This is a genomic window from Ruminococcus sp. AM42-11 (genome assembly GCF_003480145.1).
GTDB lineage: Bacteria > Bacillota > Clostridia > Lachnospirales > Lachnospiraceae > Blautia_A > Blautia_A faecis.
The window spans coordinates 301405-323942 of the sequence record NZ_QUIO01000001.1 but is presented as its reverse complement, the minus strand read 5'-3'; the positions used below and the strand labels follow the sequence as shown (position 1 = coordinate 323942).

Annotated in this window: 17 protein-coding genes and 2 pseudogenes; 17 read left to right on the top strand and 2 right to left on the bottom strand. The window is 43.2% G+C overall.

Annotated features, from left to right (window positions below; translation table 11 throughout):
* Nucleotide 1 precedes the first annotated feature (1 nt).
* The 17 genes and pseudogenes from DW904_RS24835 to DW904_RS01285 form a co-directional block, all read left to right on the top strand.
* Nucleotides 2-85, top strand: a pseudogene (locus tag DW904_RS24835) (hypothetical protein); the annotation flags it as partial.
* A gap of 155 nt (nucleotides 86-240) precedes the next feature.
* Nucleotides 241-1008, top strand: a complete 768-nt coding sequence (locus DW904_RS01360) for a substrate-binding domain-containing protein (RefSeq protein WP_347561980.1) — start codon at nucleotides 241-243, stop codon at nucleotides 1006-1008.
* Nucleotides 1005-1292, top strand: coding sequence for an FGGY family carbohydrate kinase (locus DW904_RS24830; protein WP_347561979.1), 288 nt, complete (start codon nucleotides 1005-1007; stop codon nucleotides 1290-1292). Before DW904_RS01360 ends, DW904_RS24830 begins: the two co-directional genes overlap by 4 nt.
* A gap of 17 nt (nucleotides 1293-1309) precedes the next feature.
* Nucleotides 1310-2518 carry an FGGY-family carbohydrate kinase gene (locus DW904_RS01355; RefSeq protein ID WP_347561978.1) on the top strand — a complete coding sequence of 403 codons (1209 nt, stop codon included), beginning with the start codon at nucleotides 1310-1312 and terminating at the stop codon, nucleotides 2516-2518.
* A 14-nt stretch (nucleotides 2519-2532) separates the two neighbouring features.
* The gene (locus DW904_RS01350) at nucleotides 2533-3582 is read left to right on the top strand and encodes a galactitol-1-phosphate 5-dehydrogenase (RefSeq protein WP_118577758.1); all 1050 of its coding nucleotides are present in this window, start codon (nucleotides 2533-2535) and stop codon (nucleotides 3580-3582) included.
* A 4-nt stretch (nucleotides 3583-3586) separates the two neighbouring features.
* Nucleotides 3587-4516, top strand: a complete 930-nt coding sequence (gene pfkB / locus DW904_RS01345; protein WP_118577757.1) for a 1-phosphofructokinase — start codon at nucleotides 3587-3589, stop codon at nucleotides 4514-4516.
* An 88-nt stretch (nucleotides 4517-4604) separates the two neighbouring features.
* Nucleotides 4605-5615: an aldo/keto reductase gene (locus tag DW904_RS01340; protein ID WP_118577756.1), complete on the top strand. Its 1011-nt coding sequence runs from the start codon at nucleotides 4605-4607 to the stop codon at nucleotides 5613-5615.
* A gap of 435 nt (nucleotides 5616-6050) precedes the next feature.
* Nucleotides 6051-7673, top strand: a complete 1623-nt coding sequence (locus DW904_RS01335; RefSeq protein WP_118577755.1) for a response regulator — start codon at nucleotides 6051-6053, stop codon at nucleotides 7671-7673.
* Nucleotides 7670-8739: pseudogene (locus DW904_RS23415) on the top strand (FAD:protein FMN transferase). The gene DW904_RS01335 and the pseudogene DW904_RS23415 overlap by 4 nt, the downstream one beginning before the upstream one ends.
* A gap of 117 nt (nucleotides 8740-8856) precedes the next feature.
* Nucleotides 8857-10671 (top strand): sensor histidine kinase, encoded by a 1815-nt coding sequence (locus DW904_RS01320; protein ID WP_118577752.1) that lies wholly within the window; start codon nucleotides 8857-8859, stop codon nucleotides 10669-10671.
* Nucleotides 10658-11653 carry a substrate-binding domain-containing protein gene (locus DW904_RS01315; RefSeq protein WP_118577751.1) on the top strand — a complete coding sequence of 332 codons (996 nt, stop codon included), beginning with the start codon at nucleotides 10658-10660 and terminating at the stop codon, nucleotides 11651-11653. Before DW904_RS01320 ends, DW904_RS01315 begins: the two co-directional genes overlap by 14 nt.
* Before the next feature lie 371 nt (nucleotides 11654-12024).
* Nucleotides 12025-13002: an ABC transporter permease gene (locus DW904_RS01310; protein ID WP_118577750.1), complete on the top strand. Its 978-nt coding sequence runs from the start codon at nucleotides 12025-12027 to the stop codon at nucleotides 13000-13002.
* Nucleotides 13003-13022: 20 nt separating this feature from the next.
* Nucleotides 13023-14534: a sugar ABC transporter ATP-binding protein gene (locus tag DW904_RS01305; protein WP_118577749.1), complete on the top strand. Its 1512-nt coding sequence runs from the start codon at nucleotides 13023-13025 to the stop codon at nucleotides 14532-14534.
* A gap of 10 nt (nucleotides 14535-14544) precedes the next feature.
* Nucleotides 14545-15522, top strand: coding sequence for an ABC transporter permease (locus DW904_RS01300; RefSeq protein WP_118577748.1), 978 nt, complete (start codon nucleotides 14545-14547; stop codon nucleotides 15520-15522).
* Between the two features lie 180 nt (nucleotides 15523-15702).
* Nucleotides 15703-16815: a substrate-binding domain-containing protein gene (locus DW904_RS01295; RefSeq protein ID WP_118577747.1), complete on the top strand. Its 1113-nt coding sequence runs from the start codon at nucleotides 15703-15705 to the stop codon at nucleotides 16813-16815.
* Between the two features lie 566 nt (nucleotides 16816-17381).
* Nucleotides 17382-18785, top strand: a complete 1404-nt coding sequence (gene rhaB / locus DW904_RS01290) for a rhamnulokinase (protein WP_118577746.1) — start codon at nucleotides 17382-17384, stop codon at nucleotides 18783-18785.
* A 323-nt stretch (nucleotides 18786-19108) separates the two neighbouring features.
* Nucleotides 19109-20527 (top strand): arabinose isomerase, encoded by a 1419-nt coding sequence (locus DW904_RS01285; RefSeq protein ID WP_118577745.1) that lies wholly within the window; start codon nucleotides 19109-19111, stop codon nucleotides 20525-20527.
* 124 nt (nucleotides 20528-20651) lie between these two features.
* On the opposite strand, the gene DW904_RS01280 is transcribed toward DW904_RS01285, so the two are convergent.
* Nucleotides 20652-22298, bottom strand: coding sequence for a histidine kinase (locus tag DW904_RS01280; RefSeq protein WP_243110248.1), 1647 nt, complete (start codon nucleotides 22296-22298; stop codon nucleotides 20652-20654).
* Nucleotides 22240-22479, bottom strand: a complete 240-nt coding sequence (locus tag DW904_RS23410) for a hypothetical protein (RefSeq protein ID WP_243110247.1) — start codon at nucleotides 22477-22479, stop codon at nucleotides 22240-22242. Before DW904_RS23410 ends, DW904_RS01280 begins: the two co-directional genes overlap by 59 nt.
* Between the last annotated feature and the right edge of the window lie 59 nt (nucleotides 22480-22538).

Genomic DNA, 22538 nt, shown 5'->3' with positions numbered 1-22538 from the left:
TATGGCAGCGACGATGAAAGATATTGCCAGACGGACAGGACTTGGTCTGGCAACGATTTCCTCTTATTTCAATGGAGGGAATGTAAGAGAGAAGAACCGTATCAAGATCGAAGAAGCCATCGAAGAATTACATTACGAAGTAAATGAAGTTGCCCGCGGTCTGAAGACCAATGCGACCAAGACAGTGGGGGTTGTGATTCCAGAGTTGAACAATGTTTTCTGCGCAGAATCATCAGTGGAATGGAGGACATCCTCCGAAGCCATGGATATGCAGCGATTGTCTGTGACTGCAGAACAGATAAGAAGCTTGAAAAAGAAGCAGTGGATTTCCTTACCCGGAAACGTGTGGATGGAATTATCAATATGCCGGTAGATATGACTGGAGCCCATCTGAATGAATTTCAGAAAACAGGTAAACCCATTGTGCTTATCGACCGTATGATCCAGGGAATATCCTGCGACTGTGTGCTGGTGGATAATGTAAATGCAGCTGAGAAGGCTGTTGGCATGCTGGTAGAAGAACAGCATCAGAAGATTGGTCTGATCGGTGGACCGGATGAGGTATTCACTGCCAGACAGCGTATGTTAGGATATATGAAAGCACTTAAGGCTCATGGAATTGCGGTTGATGAAAAGCTGATCTGTCATGGTGATTACACGATCCAGGGAGGGGTTCAGGCAGTAGAAGAGCTGGTGAAAGAGAATCCGGATATGACAGCTGTTTTTGTGACGAACTATGAGATGACTATGGGGGCAGTGATCGGGCTTAACGAGATGGGGGTATCCATGCCAGAGGAGATTTCCCTGGTGGGATTTGACAATCTGCCTTTTGCCCGTGCATGCAGACCTGCACTTACCATTGTTTCACAGCCCACAGAGAAAATTGCAAGGGAAACAGCACAGATCATGCTGGAACGGCTTGAAGGAAGAGATGAGCTTCCTGACCATATTGTACGGAAACTTCAGACTGATATTTTTATGGGGAAATCCATAAGGAGACAAGGATGAGCAAAGACTATTTATTAGGAATTGATATTGGAACCAGCGCGTGCAAGGTTGCCATATTTAACAAGAACGGAAAGGTGATGGCTTCCGCCAATGGGGATTACCCTGTTTATTATCCTCATGAGGGATGGGCGCAGCAGAAGCCGGATGAATGGTGGCATGCGGTTTGCGGCGCTATTTGCGAATGCCTGGAGACAGGTAATATTTCAGGAGAGCAGATTGCCGGAGTGGGAATTGATGGGCAGAGCTGGTCGCTATTGCCATTGACCATGAGGGAAATGTTCTGACAGATACACCTATCTGGATGGATACAAGAGCCCAGGAAATCTGCGACAGACTCAATAATGAAATCGGCAGTGAGAATATTTTCAATGTTGCAGGTAATTCTCTTCAGCCTTCTTATACCACAGCGAAGATTCTCTGGTATAAGGAGAATATGCCTGAAGTATATAATAAGATTTACAAGATCCTTCAATCAAACAGCTTTATTGCTTACAGACTGACTGGTGCCATCACACAGGATCTTTCACAGGGATATGGCCTGCATTGCTTTGATATGCGTACTGGTACCTGGGATGAAGTGATGTGTGAGAAAATGGGAATTCCTGTGGATTTTCTTCCGGAGATTGTTGCGTGCGATAAGATAGTGGGAACTGTGACGGAAGAGGCGGCAGCCCAGAGTGGACTGACTGTCGGAACTCCTGTAGTGGCCGGTGGTCTGGATGCAGCCTGTGGAACACTTGGTGCAGGTGTGATCCATCCGGGGGAGACCCAGGAGCAGGGTGGACAGGCTGGTGGCATGAGCATCTGCACAGATACATACAAAGCAGATCCAAGTCTGATCTTAGGATATCACGTAGTGCCAGGCAAGTGGCTTCTTCAGGGAGGAACTACCGGAGGCGGCGGTGTCATGCGCTGGTTTGAGAGAGAATTTGCAGCTTATGAGAGGAGCCGCAAGGCGGATACCGGGAAATCCTCTCTGGAACAACTGAATGAAATTGCCGAGGCAGTACCAGCCGGAAGTGAAGGCGTTGTGTTCCTTCCATATATGTCCGGGGAGAGATCCCCTGTCTGGAATCCATACGCCAAAGGCGTTTTCTATGGACTTGATTTTGCTAAGACCAAGGGACACATGGTAAGAGCCTGTATGGAGGGCGTAGCATTTTCCCTGCGCCATAATCTGGAGGTGGCTGAAGCAGCAGGTGCTAAAGCAGAAGTTCTTCGTGCTATGGGAGGTTCAGCCAATTCCCTTCTCTGGACTCAGATTAAGGCTGATGTGACAGGCAAGGCAGTGGTGGTCCCTGCTTCCGATACAGCAACCACATTAGGTGCTGCAATCCTGGCTGGCGTAGGAGTTGGATTTTATAAAGATTACGAGGAAGCGGTTTCCATGACAGTGAAAGAGACAAGACGCCATGAGCCCAATCCTGAGAATAAAGAAGTTTATAATAAGACATACCGTACATATAGGGATTTATATGAATCTCTGAAAGCTATGATGGTACGGAAGTAAGGAGGTATTTCAAGATGAAAGCAGCAGTTGTAGTTGCAAACGAGGATGTACAGTACCAGGAAATCGAAGAACCGCAGGCAAAACCAGGCTGGGTAAAGATTAAAGTAAAAGCTTCCGGCATTTGTGGCTCTGATGTTCCGCGAGTATTGAATCATGGTGTTCATTTTTATCCTATCGTTCTTGGACATGAGTTTTCTGGTGATGTAGTAGAAGTTGGCGAAGGGGTCACCAAGGTGAAAGTTGGCGACCGCGTTTCCGGGGCTCCGCTTCTTCCGTGCATGAAGTGTGATGATTGTCAGAATGGAAACTTCTCCTTATGTAAGCATTACAGTTTTATCGGTTCCAGGCAGCAGGGAAGTAATGCGGATTATGTAGTAATTCCAGAGCAGAATGCGATTCCTTTTGATCCGTCTATTTCCTATGAACAGGGTGCAATGTTCGAGCCATCCACAGTTGCTCTTCATGGACTCCTTCAGAATGATTATCAGGGCGGTCGCTGCGTAGCAATTTTAGGATGTGGAACAATTGGCATATTCACAATGCAGTGGGCAAAGATCTTTGGTTCCAAGAAGGTTGTCGTATTTGATATTAGTGAGGAACGCCTGGATCTTGCCATGAGAATGGGCGCAGATGCAGTTATCAATACAACCAAAGAGAATTATATGGAAGAGGCTATGGCAATTACCGGTGGTAAGGGCTATGAATATGTGTTTGAAACAGCCGGACAGGTTCCCACTATGCATATGGCATTTGAACTTGCTGCGAATAAGGCACACGTATGCTTCATTGGAACACCTCATGCAGATCTTACATTTACACCAAAGCAGTGGGAGAATATGAATCGTAAAGAATTCAAACTTACAGGCTCCTGGATGTCCTATAGTTCCCCGTTCCCAGGCAAAGAGTGGGATCTTACAGCTCATTATTTTGCAACCGGTCAGCTGAAATTTGATCCGGGATTTATTTATCGCAAAATGCCAATGAGTCAGGCTCAGGAAGCATTCCAGCTCTATAAGACACCTGGTCTTGTAAAGGGGAAGATTCTTCTGATGAATGAGGATTGAGCATATGATACTGACAGTAACATTAAATGCAGCCATTGATAAGCGGTATGTGGTAAATAACTTTAAGACTGGAGAAGTGAATCGTGTAAAGGAATGTACTTATGTTCCTGGTGGAAAAGGTCTGAATGTATCCAAGCCGGCTTCAATTTACGGAGCAGAGGTGACTGCCACAGGTTTTGTAGGTGGTTATGCAGGAGCTTATATTGAGAATGCATTGAAACCGTTTGGTATTAAAAGTGCTTTTTATCATGTAGCTGCAGAGAGCAGATCCTGTATTAATATCTGGGATGAAGTTAATAAAGTTCAGACAGAATTTCTGGAACCTGGGTTTACCCTTACAGAAGAGGATTTTGCCGGATTTGAGGAAAAATTCTGTAATCTTGTAAAAGAAGCGAAAGTAGTTGCAATGTCAGGAAGTGTTCCGAAAGGACTTGATGGAACTGCTTATCAGCGACTTATAAAGATTGTAAAAGAGGCAGGAATTCCGGTTATTCTGGATACCAGTGGTAAACTTCTTGAAATGGGAATTGAAGCAGCACCTACTATGATCAAACCCAATATTGATGAAATCCGCATGCTCACAGGCAAGAAATGTGATAATATTCAGGATATTATAGATGCGGCGAAAGAGATTCATGCAAAAGGTGTGGAAATCGTAGCTGTTTCCCTGGGAGCTGACGGTTCTCTTGCAGTAGGTAATGAAGGAATTTTCCGTGCACTGGTTCCGAGAATAAATGCAGTGAACACAGTTGGGTGTGGAGATTCTATGATCGCAGGATTCGCACTGGGTTTATCCAGGAGACTTTCACTTCCTGAGACAATGAAACTGGCAAGTGCTATTTCAGCGGCAGCAGCCATGCGCGAGGAGACTGGATTTTTTGTGATGGAAGATATGGAAAAACTGCTTCCACAGATTGAGGTTACTAAATTATAAGAAAATGTAGTAAAAGATATTAAGCGAAAGTAAATTGCGTTGTAATTGAAAGCCATAGTGCAAAAGAAATGTTAAGGAGGATAAGAAAATGACAATGATTGATCCGGCAATTGTTCCGCAGAGAACACTTTATACTGGCGCTAAGATGCCAGCTGTTGGAATGGGTACTTTTGGAAGTGACCATGCAGATGCAGACGCAGTTTCTGCTTCTGTTGCAGGTGCACTTCGCGTAGGTTACCGTTCTTTTGATTGTGCTGCATGTTACGGAAATGAAGATATGATCGGAAAGATTTTCGCAGATGCATTTGCAGAAGGTATTGTAAAAAGAGAAGAACTTTTTATTGCCTCCAAAGTATGGAACGATATGCATGGTGACGGAGATGTACTGATTGCCTGTGCGAAGACCTTAAAGGATCTGAAGCTTGACTATCTGGATATGTATTATGTTCACTGGCCATTCCCGAACTATCATGCACCACATTGTGATGTGGATTCCAGAAATCCTGATTCCAAACCGTTTACAGTAGAGCGCTTTATGAAAACCTGGCGCCAGATGGAGCGCCTGGTAGATATGGGTCTGACGAAACATATCGGTATGTCTAATATGACAATCCCGAAACTGGAGGCAGTACTTCCACTTTGCAGAATTAAACCAGCTGCGATCGAGATGGAGCTTCATCCATGCTTCCAGCAGCCGGAGCTGTTTGATTATTGCAGAGCGCATGGTATTGAAGTGGTAGGATTCTGCCCAATTGGTTCTCCTGAACGTCCGGAACGTGATAAAATGCCAGAAGATATTGCGGATATTGAACTGCCAGAGCTGAAAGCAATTGCAGCGGCACATGGTGTACATCCAGCAGTTATCTGCATTAAATGGGCTGTACAGAGAGGTGCTTCCCCAATTCCATTCTCTTTGAAAGAGAAGAATTACACCATGAACCTGAAATGTGTCACGGAAGATCCTCTGACAGAAGAAGAGATGGAAACCATCCGTTCCCTTGATAAGAATAACCGTCTGATCAAAGGCCATGTATTCCTGTGGGAAGGTGCAAAGGACTGGCACGATCTCTGGGATGAGGATGGAGTGATTGTAAAATAATGGTTATAATTTCAAAAATTCTTTGAATATCTTACACAGCAGAAAAGCTGCAGGGTTTATAATGCTTATAACTTTGCAGCTTTTTTTGTTACTAGTACATCGAATATTAAGTAACTGCCATATTGACTTGTCTGATTTCTTCATCTGCTGAGTTGTCGTCGGTCGCCGTAGCCACCGCTACGCCTCTTTCCTCCGCCTTGCATATGAAGAAATCATCCTGCGTCAATATAGCAGATACTTAATTTTCGATGTACTAGTAAACAGTAACCAATGTTTTTTAAACAAACTCTGGAATTGTTTGTTTAGTTTGCATGATTTTATGGTATGTGATAATATAATATTTAGCTGAAATTAATAGAATACCATGTGCAAACAGGCATCGGGGGGGGGAGCCGATGAGGTACATGCTGTGTATAGAAAGGGAAAGCGAAAACTATGTATCGAATTTTACTTGTAGATGATGAGATCCTGGTACGTGACGCCATAAAGGAGAATATTGACTGGAAGTCCATGGATTGCCAGCTTGTAGGAGACTGCGAAAACGGAAAGCAGGCAGCAGATTTTGTGAAGAGCCATCCGGTAGATATTGTTCTCACAGATATTTTGATGCCGTATATGGATGGAATGGAACTGAGCCATTTTCTGCATGATAATTACCCGGAGATCGTAATTGTGATCTTCAGTGGCTTCGGGGAATTTGAATATGCAAAGAAAGCAATTCAGTATAATGTAAGCGAATACATGCTGAAGCCGGTAACTGCTATGGAGCTCAGAGAAGTTATTGGCAAAATGAAAGAAAAAGTAGATCTGCAGAGAAAAGAAAAGAAGAAAATAGAATCCCTCACAAAGACATCTCAGGATTATCACAAAAATGCTCTGGTGATTCGTTCGAAAGCGATTGAATCTCTGGTAAGCTGTACGCGGGATGTGCAGGAGAGCCTGGAGGAATTGTCTGGAATGGGAATTAATCTGGAGGCAGCATCTTATCGGGTTGCGTTATTTGACATGGATCTGTTTTCCGATATTCATCAGATTGATATGGAAAAACGCCAGGAGAGCGCATTAATGGCTTTTGTTTTATTTAATGTTGCAGATGAGATCGTGACAGATCGTAATGCAGGAATTGCCTATCAGGAAGGAAATAACCGGGTGTGTATCCTCTTTATGGGAAACCGCAGCAGGGAGTTTTCCAGAGAAATACAGGAAATCTGTCAGGAAATCCAGAAAAAAGTAAAAGAAGTGATCGGCATTGAAGCTTCAGCAGGAATTGGGGGCTGGGTAAGGAATCCCGGAGATACGATCCAGTCTCATAACCAGGCTGAGAAGGCTATTGAACTGCGCTATTTACTGGGCGGAAATCTGCTCATTGACACAGAAACACTGAATCCGGAGAGAAGTATTTCTTTGCAGCAGCCATTAAGCGATATGGTAGATGGAATCAAGAAAGGCAATGAAGCTGAGATGAATCAGGCTCTTTCTGTTATGAAATCTGAGATCAAAAAGGCCAGAGTGGATAAAAGTCAGGCCTGTGTCTGCCTTCAGATGATTCTGCGCCATGCAGGAAGCTGCTGGGAAGCTCTTTCTTCCGAGAATGAAGATCTGTTCCACAAAAGAGAAATTCTCATGGGACGGGTAACCGAACAGAAAACTTTTAAGGAAGCTTTTAAAATGGCAGAGGACTATGTTCACGAGGTATTTGAAAGATGCTCTTCCCTGAACAGTTCCAGCGGTCAGAAGCAGGCAGTACTTGCTATGGAATATATTCGTCAGCATTACAATGAGCCGGAATTAGGATTAAATGATATCTGTTCCTATCTGAATATTGGTACAAGCTATTTCAGTACTATTTTTAAGGAAGCCACAGGAGGCACTTTCCTGGAATTCCTCAGTAAGACCCGTATGGAAAGGGCAAAGGAACTCCTGGAACAGACTGCACTTAAGAACTATGAGATTGCGGAGAAGGTGGGCTTTTCAGATCCCCATTATTTTGGGATTTCTTTTAAGAAAATGACAGGTAAGACTCCTACCGAGTATGCAAGGGAAAAAAGATCCTTATGAAAAGAAAAGTACTGACGGCAGCCGGCATTTGTATTGGAATTTTGATTTTTACAGAAGGAACCAGGTATTTTGTTCAGAATCAGAAATGCCAGAAGCAGCTGTTTGCGATGGACACCTATATGGAGTTTACCGCATATGGTAAAAACAGTGAAAGAGCTGTAGATGCAGCTATAGAAGAAGTACAGAAACTGGATGCGATGTTATCAGCAGAAAACAGTAAAAGTGAAGTATATGCCTTAAATGAACAGGGAAATCTGCAGGCAACAGATGATCTGGCAGAACTGATCCTCCGGGGAAAAGAGATTTATCAGGAGACAGACGGACTTTTTGACGATACGATTTATCCGGTGATGAAGCTATGGGGATTTCCCACAGGTAATTATCATGTGCCTACAGCTGCAGAAGTACAAAAAAAACTGGCACTGGTGGATGGAAATAAAGTAGAAATACAGACCCGGGACTCTGATGAAAAGGGCAGGGACAGCAAAGAAAAAGCAAAGTTTGTAACGCTTGGAGCAGATCAGCAGATTGATTTTGGAGGAATTGCAAAAGGATATACAGGTCAGAAGCTGGCAGAGCTTTTTCAGGAATATGGCGTTTCTTCCGCATTGGTTTCTCTTGGAGGAAACATTCAGGCGATAGGGACGAAGCCAGACGGCAGCAGCTGGAAAGTGGGAATACGTGATCCAAAAGGCGGACAGCAGGATTATATTGGTGTTTTATCTGTGGAAAATCAGCCGTAATTACTTCTGGCGGTTATGAGCGGTATTTTGAAGAAGATGGGAAGACCTATATTCATATCATCAATCCCAGGACAGGATATCCGGCAGATGGAGATCTGCTGTCTGTGACAATCGTATCAAGGGATGGTACACTTGCAGATGGAATGTCCACGGCTCTTTATATCATGGGTTATGAGAAAGCTTGTCAATTCTGGCGGCAGCGCAGGGAAGAATTCAATGTGATCCTGGTAACAGATGATGGGAAGATTCATATTTCAGAGAATCTTAAGGAAAATTTTCAGACAGAATGTGATCTGGAAATGATTGAATCCGGAAGTGAATAATTGCAGCTATAAAAGAGTTGTTGACAGCAGGTGAATTATTTCTGCAGAAATCAGTAATGAAAGGTATGAAAAATAAAAAGTTGAAATGAATGAGAAAAATGCAAGGGAGAGCAGCCTATGAATGAAAACAAAAGAGAGCGAAAATTTCTTAAAGGCTTTAAAAGTATTCAAAGCACTATATTTGTGGCTGTTTCTGCTCTGGTTCTCTGTGCGGTGCTTGCAGCGACTGCAGTATCAGTAAGATATACGAATTCTACAGTTTATGAGAACTCTGCCATTTATACCCAGACAATTATACATCAGCTGAATCAGAATGTTGATTCGTATATTACATATATGGATAATATTGCCTCAGTTATTGCAAAAAGCCAGGATGCGTATCAGCTATTGTACCAGCGCATCGGTGAGGATGAGGCTGTAAAAGAAGGACACAGGAAACGTCTCCTGGAACAATTTAGTACGATACTGAAAGGCCGTGATGACATCTGCAACATTGGAATCGTGCAAAAAGATGGAGTTATGCTTATAAACAGCGGATATCAGGCCACCAATCCGGATCTGGATCTTTCCACTCAGGAGTGGTACACCAATGCGGTAGATAACTACAATCAGTATTGTCTCAGTTCTTCCCATGTCCAGCATGTGATCAAGGGGCAGCGTCCGTGGGTGATTACTTTAAGCCGCGAAGTCCACAATTTCTATGGCACGGGAAACAGTGACGGTGTTGTATTTATTGATTTGAATTACAGCGCCATCAGTGAGCTCTGCGACCAGAACAGCATTGGGGATAAGGGATATGTATTTATTCTGGATCAGAATGGAAACATCGTTTATCATCCAAGCCAGCAGCAGCTGTATAATGAGCTTCAGACGGAGAACATTGATATTGTTATGAATGCCGACACAGATACGGTAGTAACAGGAGAGGGAGATGACGAAAAAATCTATACACTTGCCCGCTCTGAGATAACTGGCTGGACGATTGTTGGCTGCATGAATATGGCAGAGCTTTTAAAGAGCAGCAAAGAGGCCAATAACATATATGTAATGACGGCCATTGTACTGGTTGTGATCGCCATGCTTATTTCCAGCTTTATTGCCAGAAGCATAACTCTTCCGATTCAGAAGCTTCGTGATTCTATGGAAAGGGTTCAGGAAGGAGATTTCAAGGCAGCAGATGATCTGGTTATACCTTCCCAGAATGAAATTGGAAGTCTTACCACATCATTCAATGTGATGACCCATAAGATTGAAGATCTGATGGCACAGAATGTCCATGAACAGGAACTGAAGCGAAAGAGCGAACTGAAAGCTCTTCAGTCCCAGATCAATCCCCACTTTCTTTATAATACGCTGGATTCCATTATCTGGATGGCGGAAGGGAAGAAATATGAAGATGTAGTATTGATGACCGCTTCTCTGGCACGACTTTTGCGGCAAAGTATCAGCAACGAAGATGAAACGGTCCTCATCGGCCAGGAAATCCAGTATGTAAAGAGTTATCTCACCATTCAGAAAATGCGCTATAAGGATAAACTGGAATTTGAGATCAATGTGGATCCATCTATTAACAGTGTGCATATAGTGAAACTTGTACTTCAGCCAATTGTGGAAAATGCAATTTATCATGGTCTTAAATATAAGGAATCAAAAGGGATGCTTACTGTTAACGGATACCAGAAAGATGGAAATGCAGTTATCGAAATAGCAGATGACGGTGTGGGAATGGATGAGGAGACCCTGAACCGGATTTTTGAGAAGCATAAAGTCAATTATCGTTCTAATGGTGTCGGTGTATACAACGTTCAAAGACGTCTCAGTATGTACTATGGAAAGGAATATGGTCTGAGCTATAAAAGTGAAAAAGGAAAAGGTACGACTGTTACAGTGGTAATTCCGATCGAGCAGGAGGAACATCATGAAAAAGCGTAAACAATGGCTTATGCTTGTATGCATAGCGCTGGCGGTGTGTCTGGTTTCCGGAGGAATGCTTTATATTCGTCAAAAAAATAATAACAAAAAGTGGTCATTAATTTACATACCGAAAACAGAGGATGGAACCAATGACTTCTGGACCTCCCTGATTTCAGGGACAAGAATGGCGGCGCAGGAATGCGGTGCAGAACTGGAAGTGCTGGCACCGGAGAGAGAACAGGATGTGGAGGTACAGAATAAACTTCTGGAAGAGGCCATTGAGAAAAATCCGGATGCAATATTATTTTCCCCTTCCAGCTTTGATGCTTCCGATGAATTATTGCAGAAGGCAAAAGATAAGGGAATCAAGATCACATTTATAGATTCCTATACAGAAAGCAATATTCAGGATATGACAGTTGCCACAGATAACCTGGAAGCAGGAAAGCAACTGGGGGAATATGCCAGAACTTTTTTAAATAAGGATTCTCAGATTGCAATTGTAAGTCATGTAAAAGGTGTTTCCACTGCAATCGAAAGAGAACAGGGCTTTCGGGAAGGTCTGGGGGATTATAATAAGAATGTTGTAGACGTAGTATATTGTAATTCCCAGTTTGATAAGGCTTCCCAGCTTACAGAAGAACTGATGGAGAAATATCCGAATCTTGAAATGATTGCAGGAATGAATGAATATTCCTCTGTAGGCGCAGCACGGGCGGTACAGAAACATGATATGGAAGACCGAATCCAGGTAGTGGGGGTAGACAGCTCCCAGGAAGCGGTTCAGCTTATGGAAAAGGGTGTCTTCAAGGGAATTGTTGTGCAGAAAGCGTTTAAGATGGGCTATCTGGGTGTAACGGAGACTGTGCGTATGCTGCAGGGCAAACCTTACGATGAGAATGTAAATTCCGGCTGTCAGCTTGTAACTCCGGAGAATATGTATTCCAGCGAAATCGAAAAGCTGATCTTCCCATTTAATACCATAAAACAGACTTTGTAGCTGTTCTGTATCTTCACAGCTGCACGTTTTGCAGAAGAGTTACCCGATTTATGCTGTACCAGATCTTTTTAATATACTCTGTCAGATAAAATGAGACCTCAGGTTCGATCCTTTTGCGTTTCTTACGTATGAAAAGGATTGAATTTGAGGTTTTTTGATTTTACACGGTAAAGTGTTAGTGCATATTTCACATAAAAGGTTAAAAATTTATGACCATACCGTAAATATTTAACCTTTTTCTGGAAAATATTCTATTACAATTGTGCAGAATTCAAGGTATTATATAGAAAACGCAGAGAGTGCAAAAAGTTATTGCTCAGGAAGAGTGAGGTAAACCTGGACAATAACAAAAAATCAAGGAGGGTGAAAAGTTGGAAAAGTTAAAACAAAATCCAATTGTGAAAAAGCTCGGCCTGAACAGAATCATGCTTGTTTGTATTCTTGTTCTTATGTTCGTAGTTTTCAAGGTAGTACTCGGAAGTAAATTCCCTGTTGGCGACAGTATCAAATCTACTTTGAACTATGTATACTTCCTGGGCTTTTTATCACTTGGAGTAACATTTGTAATTGCTACAGGAGGAATTGATTTCTCCATCGGACCGGTTATGTTCTGCTGTGCACTGGTTTCCGGTTACTGCATGACTTCTTATGGAGTTCCCTGTGCAGCTGCCATGGTTCTGTGTGTGCTCATTGGTCTTGCATTTGGTATATTTAATGGATGGCTGGTTTCTTATATGTCAGTTCCGCCATTTATCGTATCCATGGCTTCCATGAACATTGCAAAAGGTATTGCTTCTGTATTTACCAAGACACAGTCAGTCAGCTGGCCGCAGAGTTCTGATCCGGTAAACGGATGGTTCCGTAATATCGCATCTTATAATGGATTCCCGGTTGGTCTTGTGATCTTCCTTGGAATGGCAGTGGTTTGCGGTATTGTTCTTTACAATACGAAGCCAGGACGTTATATCCTTTGTCTTGGATCTAACAGCGAGGCAGTTCGTCTTTCTGGTGTCAATACCAGAAAATGGAGAATGCTTGCATATGTGATCTGTGGATTCCTGGTAGGAATCGGAGCACTGTTCTTTGTTGCTACTTATACAACCGTTCAGCCAGGATATGGCGATCAGTATAACAACGAGGCAATTGCAGGCTGTGTAATGGGTGGTACATCCATGGTTGGTGGACTTGCTTCCATCGGCGGTACTGTGATCGGTGTATTTATCATCTCTCTTCTTCAGCAGGGAATCATGGCATTTGGTCTTGGTAAAGGACAGCAGATGATTATTACAGGTATCATTGTTATTGTAGCAGTTTACGCTGACGTTTCTGCAAGACGCAGAAAGAACTGATCATAAGGGAGGATTCGACAATGGGTGAAGTTATTTTAACTATGAAGGATATTGATAAGTCCTTTCCTGGAGTTCATGCCCTGGATCATGTTAATTTCGAAGTGAAACGCGGTGAAGTACATGCACTTATGGGAGAGAACGGAGCCGGAAAGTCCACACTGATGAAGGTGCTTACCGGTATTTACCAGAAGGATTCCGGAACAATTACATATAAAGGCAAAGAGACAGAATTTCACAATACCCGTGAAGCTCAGGATGCCGGAGTGGTAATCGTACATCAGGAATTAAATATGATCGGAGATCTGACTGTTGCACAGAACATCTTTATCGGACGTGAACCGAAGAAGGGAATCCGTGTAGACGACAAGAAGATGATCGAAGATTCCAGGAAATTATTTCAGGATCTGAATATTGAGATCGATCCGAGAGAAAAAATGAGTAATCTTACTGTTGGTAAGCAGCAGATGTGTGAGATTGCAAAGGCTATTTCCCACAAGGCTGAGGTGATCATTTTTGATGAGCCGTCAGCAGCTCTTACTGAGAAGGAGATTGCGGATTTATTTGAAATCATCAAAGACCTTCGTAAGAAGAATCTTGGTATTGTATACATCTCACACCGTATGGATGAGATCAAGGTCATCACAGACCGTGTAACTGTCATGCGAGATGGTGGCTATGTTGGAACCCTGATCACAGCAGACAGTACAAAAGAAGATATTATCAACATGATGGTTGGTCGTGTTATTTACGAAGATCCGAAGGATCATAGCATGGTTGCGCCAGATGCCCCGGTTGTTTTGAAGGTAGAGCATCTGAACGCAGGCAAGATGGTTCAGGATGTAAGCTTCGAGCTTCGTAAAGGTGAAATCCTTGGCTTCTCAGGCTTGATGGGAGCAGGACGTACCGAGACAGCCAGAGCACTGTTTGGGGCAGATCCGAAACAGAGCGGTAAGATTTCCATTATGGGTAAAGATGGACAGCTCCATGAAGTAACCATCAACAGCCCACAGGATGCTGTTAAATATGGTATCGGTTATCTGTCTGAGGACAGAAGAAGATATGGAGTTGTTGTTCAGAAATCTGTAACAGAGAATACAACCCTGGCTACCATGGAAGAATATTGCAACGGTTTATTCATCAACAAAACCAAAGAGAAAAAAGTTACAGAGAGATATGTAAAAGAGCTTGCAACCAAGACTCCTTCTACAGACCAGCTGGTAGTGAATCTTTCCGGTGGTAACCAGCAGAAGGTAGTTATTGCAAAATGGCTTACTCGTGACAGTGAGATCCTGATTTTCGATGAGCCTACAAGAGGTATCGACGTTGGTGCGAAGAACGAGATCTACAAGTTAATGAGCAAGCTTGCAGCAGAAGGAAAATCTATTATTATGATTTCCTCTGAAATGACCGAGATTCTCCGAATGAGTGACCGAATCATCGTTATGTGTGAAGGTAAGGTGACAGGAAATATTGATATTTCTGAAGCTACACAGGAACACATCATGAATAAGGCGACACGGAATATCGATTAAGGAGGACGTCATGACTAAGAAGAAAAAAAGTATTTTAAGTGATCAGAGATTTATTGTTTTGCTGGTTATCATTGCACTGTCTGCTGTTTTCTCCTTTATGAGTAAGGAGTTCAGACAGTACACCACAATCCTGAGTATGCTGGATTTCTCATATTATGACCTTCTGATGGCAATCGGTGTTACATTCCCGCTTATCACAGGCGGTGTAGACCTGTCAATCGGAACTGGTATGGTATGTTACGCATTGATCGGCGGAACACTTGTAAGAAGCAACAATGTTCCAGTAGTAGTAGCAATGCTGCTCTGTGTAGTGCTTGGAATTGCAATCGGCGCATTGAACGGTGTTCTCATTGGTATCATGAACCTGCCGCCATTCCTTGCTACTCTTTGTACCTGTATGATTACCCGTGGTGCTGGTTCTCTTTGCAGTGCTACACCATGGCCAACACTGAATCAGCCAGGCGGATGGTTCCATTCCATCTTTAAACTGACAATCGGACAGGGAAGAAGCGCTTCCCGTTACCCGCTCGGTTTCCTTTGGATGATCCTTCTGGTAATCCTGATGGAGTTCGTTCTGAATCATACAAAATTCGGACGTTACACCATCGCAATCGGTTCCAACAAAGAAGCAGCAGCTCTTTCCGGAATCAATGTTAAGTTTTACCATGTAATGGTATACGTAGTTTGCGGTCTGTTTACCGGACTTGCAGCTATCGCATACGCAGCAGTAACTCCTACTGTACAGCCTGGTACTGGTGCCGGACTTGAGATGGACGCAATCGGCGGTGTATTCGTTGGTGGTGTTGCAGCTTCCGGTGGTTATGGATCTGTAGTAGGAACTCTGGTAGGTATTTTCGTAATCATGCTGTTAAAGACAGGTCTTCCATATGTCGGTCTGCAGGCAAACTGGCAGCAGATCATCACAGGTGTTGTATTGATCGTTGCAGTATTGATCGATATCCTGAAAGAGAAAAAAAGTGCACACTAATAACTGAAACATACAGGCTGGCTTACAGACAGTCAGCCTGAAGAAAAGCAAAATTCTGTTTATAAGCAGAACAGCTGGTAAACAGCAACAATTTCATAACGGATGTGAAGCGTCGGAGAGTGTAGCGACGTATCATCATAAAAAACTATATAATTTTTTATTTCAAGGAGGAAGTAGTAAATGAAAGCAAAGAAAGTTATGGCATTAGTACTCTGTGCAGCAATGGTATCTGGTTTAGCAGCAACAACTGTTATGGCAGCTCCGGAAGATCAGTTTGAAGGACTTACAGCTAACGAAGCTTATGAGTTCCCAATGATGGTTAAATCCTTCCAGTCTACATACTGGGAAGCAGCTATGAAAGGTATGGACAAAGCTGCTGAAGAATTAGGTGTTACCTATACAGCACAGGGACCAAACAGTGAGTCCGATATCGCTGACCAGGTTAACATGATCAATACAGCTATCGCAGCTAATCCTGTTGGATTAGGACTTGCAGCTTGTGATACATCTTCTGTTCAGGAAGCTCTTCAGACATGTGTTGACAAAGGAATCCCGGTTGTTACATTTGATACAGGTATCGCTGATGCTCCGGAAGGATCTGTAGTTTGCGAAGTCTGCACAGACAACAATCAGGCTGGTTCTGTAGCAGCTGAGAACATGTATCCGGCAATCAAAGACGTTATCGCTAACGCTGACGGACAGGTTATCATCGGTGAGGTTAACCAGGATGCTACAGCTCTTAACATCCAGCAGCGTGGTACAGGATTCATCAATAAGATGATCGAGCTGATTAAAGCTGATGGAAAAACAGTAGCAGTTAAAGGTAATGAGTTCTATGTAAACGCAGCAGAAGGTGCTGACGCTGAAGAAGCTGACGCAGACGTTGTTATCCAGGTTGCAGTTCCGGCACAGACAACTGTAGAGCTTTGCTCCACAGAGGCTCAGGCTATCCTTTCCCAGGAAAACTGTATCGCAATCTTCGGTTCCAACCAGGTTGCAGCAGAGGGTGTTCTTGCAGCTAACGCTAACCTGAACGTTCTTGGTTCTGACGCAGCTAACGGTGATGTTATCGGTGTTGGTTTCGACGCTGGTTCTATCATTAAAGCAGCTGTAACAGATGGCACATTCCTTGGTGCAGTTACACAGTCTCCTCTGATGATGGGATATTATGCAATCTACGCTCTGACAGCAGCTGCTAACGGAGCTGAGCTTGAGGATGTTCCTACAGCTGGTTACTGGTATGATTCTACAAACATCGACGCTGAAGACATCGCTCCAAACCTTTATGACTAATTAAAAAGTAAAGAGACGATACAACGTCCAATGTTTGCAGGTTTATAAAATGTGAATGAAACAGACCCCTGGGGCATTGCCCCGGGGGTTTTCTGGGTGAAAGAGGAATTATTGCAGCACGGAAAATATTGTCACTATCTTCCAGATACTTTATGTGAGAGGATTTTTGTGAATATAGTGGACAGAACATTCTGTTTGCAAATAAGGACACTTTTTTAGACAAACAAGGTTCTTATTTATTGATGAATATTATAGTACTATGATATCATCAATTAGAAAAGCCGCTGTATGAGGAATATCAGGATTGGTACGTTATTGTGTTACTGTTCACTGGTAACGTTCCGCGAGGCGTTTTTTGTGAACAAAGTTCACAGAAAACCCGAGAATTGCGGTGCGAAATCATGCGAATGCATGATTTCTGTGCATCGCGAAGCGCGTTACTGTGAACGGAGTGAACAGTAACGTTATTGTTTATGGAAAATGTTTGATGAGACATTTGTGTAGGACAATAAGACAGGAACCTTGATATATACAGCGTAATTTTACAATTGAGGAGGTTTCATAAAATGACAAAGTATTATTTAGCAGTAGATATCGGTGCTTCCAGCGGACGTCTGATCCTTGGACATCTTGAGAATGGAAAAATGGAGCTTGAGGAAGTTCATCGTTTTGAGAATGGAATGGTAAAGAAAGACGGCGAGCTTTGCTGGGAGTTTGACAGACTTTTCCAGGAAATTAAGAATGGTCTTAAGAAATGTAAAGAGATCGGCAAGATTCCGGTAAGCATGGGTGTTGATACCTGGGGCGTTGACTTTGTACTGATGGATAAGGACGACAAGGTTCTTGGAAATACAGTTGGATATCGTGATCACAGAAATGAAGGTATGGATGAGGAAGTATATAAGACGATTTCTCTTGAGGATCTTTATGCACGTACCGGTATTCAGAAAGCAATTTTCAACACGGTATATCAGCTGATGGCTGTGAAGACAAAACATCCGGAATATCTGGAACAGGCTGAAACTATGCTTCATGTACCGGATTACTTCCATTATCTTCTTACAGGCAAGAAAACCTGTGAGTATACAGAGGCAACAACAGGTCAGCTGGTAAATGCAGAGACAAAGGACTGGGATTACGAACTGATTGATAAACTTGGATATCCAAGAAAAATGTTCCAGAAATTGATCATGCCTGGTACCAGTGTTGGACACTTTACAGAAGAGGTAAAAGCAGAAGTTGGGTTTGATGTGGAAGTTGTAGCACCGGCTACACATGATACCGGATCCGCAGTTCTTGCAGTTCCTGCAAACGACGACGATTTTATTTATATCAGCTCCGGAACATGGTCATTGATGGGAATTGAAAGGGAAAAAGCTGACTGCTCCAAGAAGAGTTGCGAGATGAACTTTACGAATGAGGGCGGCTATGCAGGAAGATTCCGTTATCTGAAGAATATTATGGGACTTTGGATGATCCAGTCTGTTCGTCATGAATATGATGATAAATATGGATTTGCAGAAATCTGTCAGATGGCAGAGGAAGCGAAAGATTTCCCATCCAGAGTAGATGCAAATGATGAGTGCTTCCTTTCTCCGGAAAGCATGATCGAAGAGGTTAAAGATTACTGCAGAAGAACCGGACAGAAGGTTCCGGAAACTTTAGGAGAAATTGCTACTGTTATTTATACCAGTCTTGCTGAGTGCTATGCAAAGACAGCAAAGGAACTGGAAGAGATGACAGGAAGAACCTTCAGCCGTATCCATGTAGTTGGCGGAGGTTCCAACGCAGGCTATCTTAATGAGCTGACTGCGAGAGCAACAGGAAAAGAGGTTCATGCAGGTCCTGGAGAGGCAACTGCAATCGGTAATATTACTGCTCAGATGTTAAAAGCAGAAGAGTTTAAATCAATCGAAGAGGCTCGTACTACCATTCATGAGTCCTTTGGAATTAAGGTATATCAGGCTTAATGAAAAGTTAAAACAGCCGGGATATACGATCGTTTGTATAATGGTATTTGTGGTTACTGTTCACTGGTAACGTTCCGCGAGGTGTTTTTTGTGAACAAAGTTCACAGAAAACCCGAGAATCTCAGCGCGAAATCATGCGAATGCATGATTTCTGTGCATCGCGAAGCGCGTTACTGTGAACGGAGTGAACAGTAACCATTTGTGGTTATGAAGCTGTAGCATATGGGCAGACAGATTGTTTCTGAACCTGTGAGCAATAAGCGTTATGTCTGCAGCCTGAATCACAGATGCATAATATATCAAATTAAACAGGAGGTACTACTATGTTAGTAAACACAAAAGCAAAAGTTGGTGTATTTTCTATTGCTTTAGGCGCATATCTGCCTCAGTTCCCTTCACTGGTACCAGAGTTTGAGGCTCAGTACGAGGCATTTAAGAAAACAATTCCGGATACCGTAGAAATCATCGATGGAGGAATGGTAACAACAAAAGAACAGTCTATGGTTGCAGGGGATAAATTCCGTGCAGCAGACGTTGATCTCGTTTTCCTTCAGATGTTAACCTACGCTACATCCTACAACATGCTTCCTGCAATCCGTGACCTGAATGTTCCGGTTGTTCTGGTAAATGTTCAGAAGCTGAAAGCTCTGGATTACGATCACACAGACATTGCTACATGGCTCGGCGAAGGATATGCATGCGGTGCTGTTGGAGAAGCCGTTGCAGACCTTGAGAGAGCTGGAAAGAGACATGCTGTTATCACTGGTGTTGTCGAAGGCGGAGATCCAGGCGTTCAGGCTGAGATTGAAGACTGGTGTAAAGCTGCTCAGGTAAGAAGAAGATTCCGTGACACAAATATTGCCCAGATTGGAAGACCTTACCCAGGTATGATGGATCTTTACATTGATGAGACCAACCTGTACAACAGAATGTTCCTTTATACCAAACAGTTTGACTGGGAAAAAATGTGGGCAATTGCGGATGATATCACAGATGAGGATGCAATTCGTGCAAAAGCTCAGGATATTCTGGACACCTTTGATATTGAGGGCGGCGGAACAATTGAGAAAGTATGGGATATGGCAAAATATGTTGTAGCATTTGAGAAATGGGTAAAGGATGAGCATCTTGGAATGATCGCTTCCCATTATGACGGATTTGCACAGGGCAAGGCTGGTGTCCTTGACAGTATGCTGATTCCGGCATTCTCTATGCTGATCAAACAGGGTACTGCATGTGCTGTTGAGGGTGATATGAAGGTTGCCATGGCAATGAGTATTCTGAAGACAATTTCCGGCACAGGCCAGCTTTCCGAGATGTATTCCATTGATTTCAATGATGACATCTGCATTATCGGTCATTCCGGAAGTGGTGATGCTGATATTTCTGATAAGAAACCTACCATGAAGATCGTACCAGTGTTCCATGGCAAAACAGGCGGTGGATATCTGACACAGTTCTATCCATACACCGGTCCGGTTACTTATCTTGCAATCACACAGGATGGCGACGGACGCTTCAAATTCGTTGTTGCTGAGGGAATCAACGAGGAAGGACCAATCCTTTCCTTTGGCGATACGAACATGAGAACCCGTTTTACATGTGGTGCAAGAGAGTTTGTAAACCGCTGGAGCGAAGCTGGCCCGACACATCATATGGCAGCTGCAACAGGCAGACATATTGATACCATTCTGAAGGTTGCAAAGATCTTCAATGTACCGGTTGATATCGTAACAAGATAATTTTCAAAGTTGTGCAAAAATAGCAAGAATAAGACCATCTATATGGTTTGTACACATATTCATATTCAGTAAAAGAGAGAGTCGTCAGACTCTCTCTTTTACTGTAGATGATAAGATGAAACTGCTATTTGTTTTCCGCATCCTTCTTCGCCGGAATTCGGATTTGTACTTCGGTTCCTTTTCCTACATCGCTGGAATAGGTCAATCCATAATCTGCGCCATAAAGCACTTGAAGCCGTCTGTGAGTATTATAGATCGCAATATTGGTTCCACCTGAAATACTGGTTCCCTCCCCGGAAAGAATCATGGGCAGTTTATCCGGCGCGATTCCAACTCCGTCATCAGAAATCAGAAGTACAATATCCCCATCCTCCATCCATCCGGTAAGTACAATAGTTCCAGACTTGGAAGGTTTTTCCAGAATTCCGTGAAGTATGGAATTTTCTATAACAGGCTGCAGGGTCAGCTTTGGAATCTGGTATTCCATCAGTTCATCCGGAATATCGGAAATGAAGGAAATGCTGTCATGATAGCGCATATTCTGCAGGTGCACATAGATGGAAACATGTTCTTCTTCCTTGGCGATAGTACTGATTCCCTTTTTGCGACTAAGTGTCAGCTTGTAGAATCTGGAAAGACTTTGCACTGCGTTACAGACCTCAGAGGTACGTCCCTGCTGGGCCATCCAGTTGATCATATCCATGGTATTATAAAGAAAATGGGGATTGATCTGAGCCTGCAGGGAATTAAACTCGGCAATTCGCAGATCCTCAGCAGCCTGGGCCTGTTTTTCCATAAGCTGGTTCATTTTGCGTGTCATATAGTTGTAAGTATCAATAAGATCACCAATTTCATCGTGCGCACTTGGGCTGTCCATAGGGACCGGAGGACCGTGACGGACTGTTCGCATCTGACTGATAACTGAGGAAATTCGCCCTGTAATGGATTTGGACAAGGTACTTGCGAGCAAAAAGGCAAGCGCCAGTACCGCAATATAAATGGACAAAAACTGCAGAACCAGGATATTACTCTGATTGATCAGGGGTTGGGAGGGAAGTACCGTCACCATAAACCAGCCTGGCTGTTTGATCCGGTAGAAACCAACGTAAACGGTTTTCCCCAGAATATTCTGCTCCACGAAACTGTTGGAGGACATGTAGGACTCCATGATCTTGTCGTAATCCAGCCAGTAAATTCCGGCGAGAGAATCACTGGAAGCAGAGACCAGGTTGTTACGCTCATTCATAATATAAGAAACACTGCCGTCCAGAGTAAGATTTTCAGACAGGATCTGCTGAAAATCATGACCGGAATAATAGACCGCCATATAAGCATCATAAGTTCCGTTGTTATAGATTACAGAAGCATGGGTGATATATGCCTGATCTCCATATGCCTTTTGTTCCTTTGTACCAAGATAGAAGGAGGGACAAAAAAGCTGGGAAACGCGGCTTCCGCGGAAAATACCATACCAGTAGGTTCCACGGATCTGATCGAGAGATAGAAAAGTATCTTTCAGGTCTTCCTTATCTAAAAGTGCATTTATGTCTGAAGGAGAGCCTTTTGGCATCTCCATATAAATCTTGACATTGGTAACGGGCGTATCAGCAATCAGCTGATCTATCTTTCGGGAAAAAGACGCTGCATCCAGGGAATCTGCCAGATCCGTGAAGGATTCAGTTATGGCATTTTTAAAAAGTGTCTGGTAAAAATCAAGGGAAGAAATCTCTTCGCTTACATCCAGGACTTTCTGAATAGATTCTTCTATCAACGGCGCGTTCAGCAGACCGGTCCTGTTCCTGGCGGATCGTATAGGAAACTACCATGTCGTAGGCTCTTCCATAAAAAAAGAAGATAATGGCAATCCCAGGAATTGACACAATCAAAAGGAGTACCAGGGTAAACTTGGACTGCAGGTTCAGATCCTGGTACCATTGCTTAAGCTTATGCAAATTATTTCACACTCCTCAAAAATATATAGGTGTTTTGAGATATATAAAATTTTTTATGT

Excerpts from the sequence above, each read along its gene's own strand:
- DW904_RS01360 (WP_347561980.1), top strand. The coding sequence starts at position 241 with ATGGAGGACATCCTCCGAAGCCATGGATATGCAGCGATTGTCTGTGAC.
- DW904_RS24830 (WP_347561979.1), top strand. The coding sequence starts at position 1,005 with ATGAGCAAAGACTATTTATTAGGAATTGATATTGGAACCAGCGCGTGC.
- DW904_RS01355 (WP_347561978.1), top strand. The coding sequence starts at position 1,310 with ATGGATACAAGAGCCCAGGAAATCTGCGACAGACTCAATAATGAAATC.
- DW904_RS01350 (WP_118577758.1), top strand. The coding sequence starts at position 2,533 with ATGAAAGCAGCAGTTGTAGTTGCAAACGAGGATGTACAGTACCAGGAA.
- pfkB (WP_118577757.1), top strand. The coding sequence starts at position 3,587 with ATGATACTGACAGTAACATTAAATGCAGCCATTGATAAGCGGTATGTG.
- DW904_RS01340 (WP_118577756.1), top strand. The coding sequence starts at position 4,605 with ATGACAATGATTGATCCGGCAATTGTTCCGCAGAGAACACTTTATACT.
- DW904_RS01335 (WP_118577755.1), top strand. The coding sequence starts at position 6,051 with ATGTATCGAATTTTACTTGTAGATGATGAGATCCTGGTACGTGACGCC.
- DW904_RS01320 (WP_118577752.1), top strand. The coding sequence starts at position 8,857 with ATGAATGAAAACAAAAGAGAGCGAAAATTTCTTAAAGGCTTTAAAAGT.
- DW904_RS01315 (WP_118577751.1), top strand. The coding sequence starts at position 10,658 with ATGAAAAAGCGTAAACAATGGCTTATGCTTGTATGCATAGCGCTGGCG.
- DW904_RS01305 (WP_118577749.1), top strand. The coding sequence starts at position 13,023 with ATGGGTGAAGTTATTTTAACTATGAAGGATATTGATAAGTCCTTTCCT.
- DW904_RS01300 (WP_118577748.1), top strand. The coding sequence starts at position 14,545 with ATGACTAAGAAGAAAAAAAGTATTTTAAGTGATCAGAGATTTATTGTT.
- DW904_RS01295 (WP_118577747.1), top strand. The coding sequence starts at position 15,703 with ATGAAAGCAAAGAAAGTTATGGCATTAGTACTCTGTGCAGCAATGGTA.
- rhaB (WP_118577746.1), top strand. The coding sequence starts at position 17,382 with ATGACAAAGTATTATTTAGCAGTAGATATCGGTGCTTCCAGCGGACGT.
- DW904_RS01285 (WP_118577745.1), top strand. The coding sequence starts at position 19,109 with ATGTTAGTAAACACAAAAGCAAAAGTTGGTGTATTTTCTATTGCTTTA.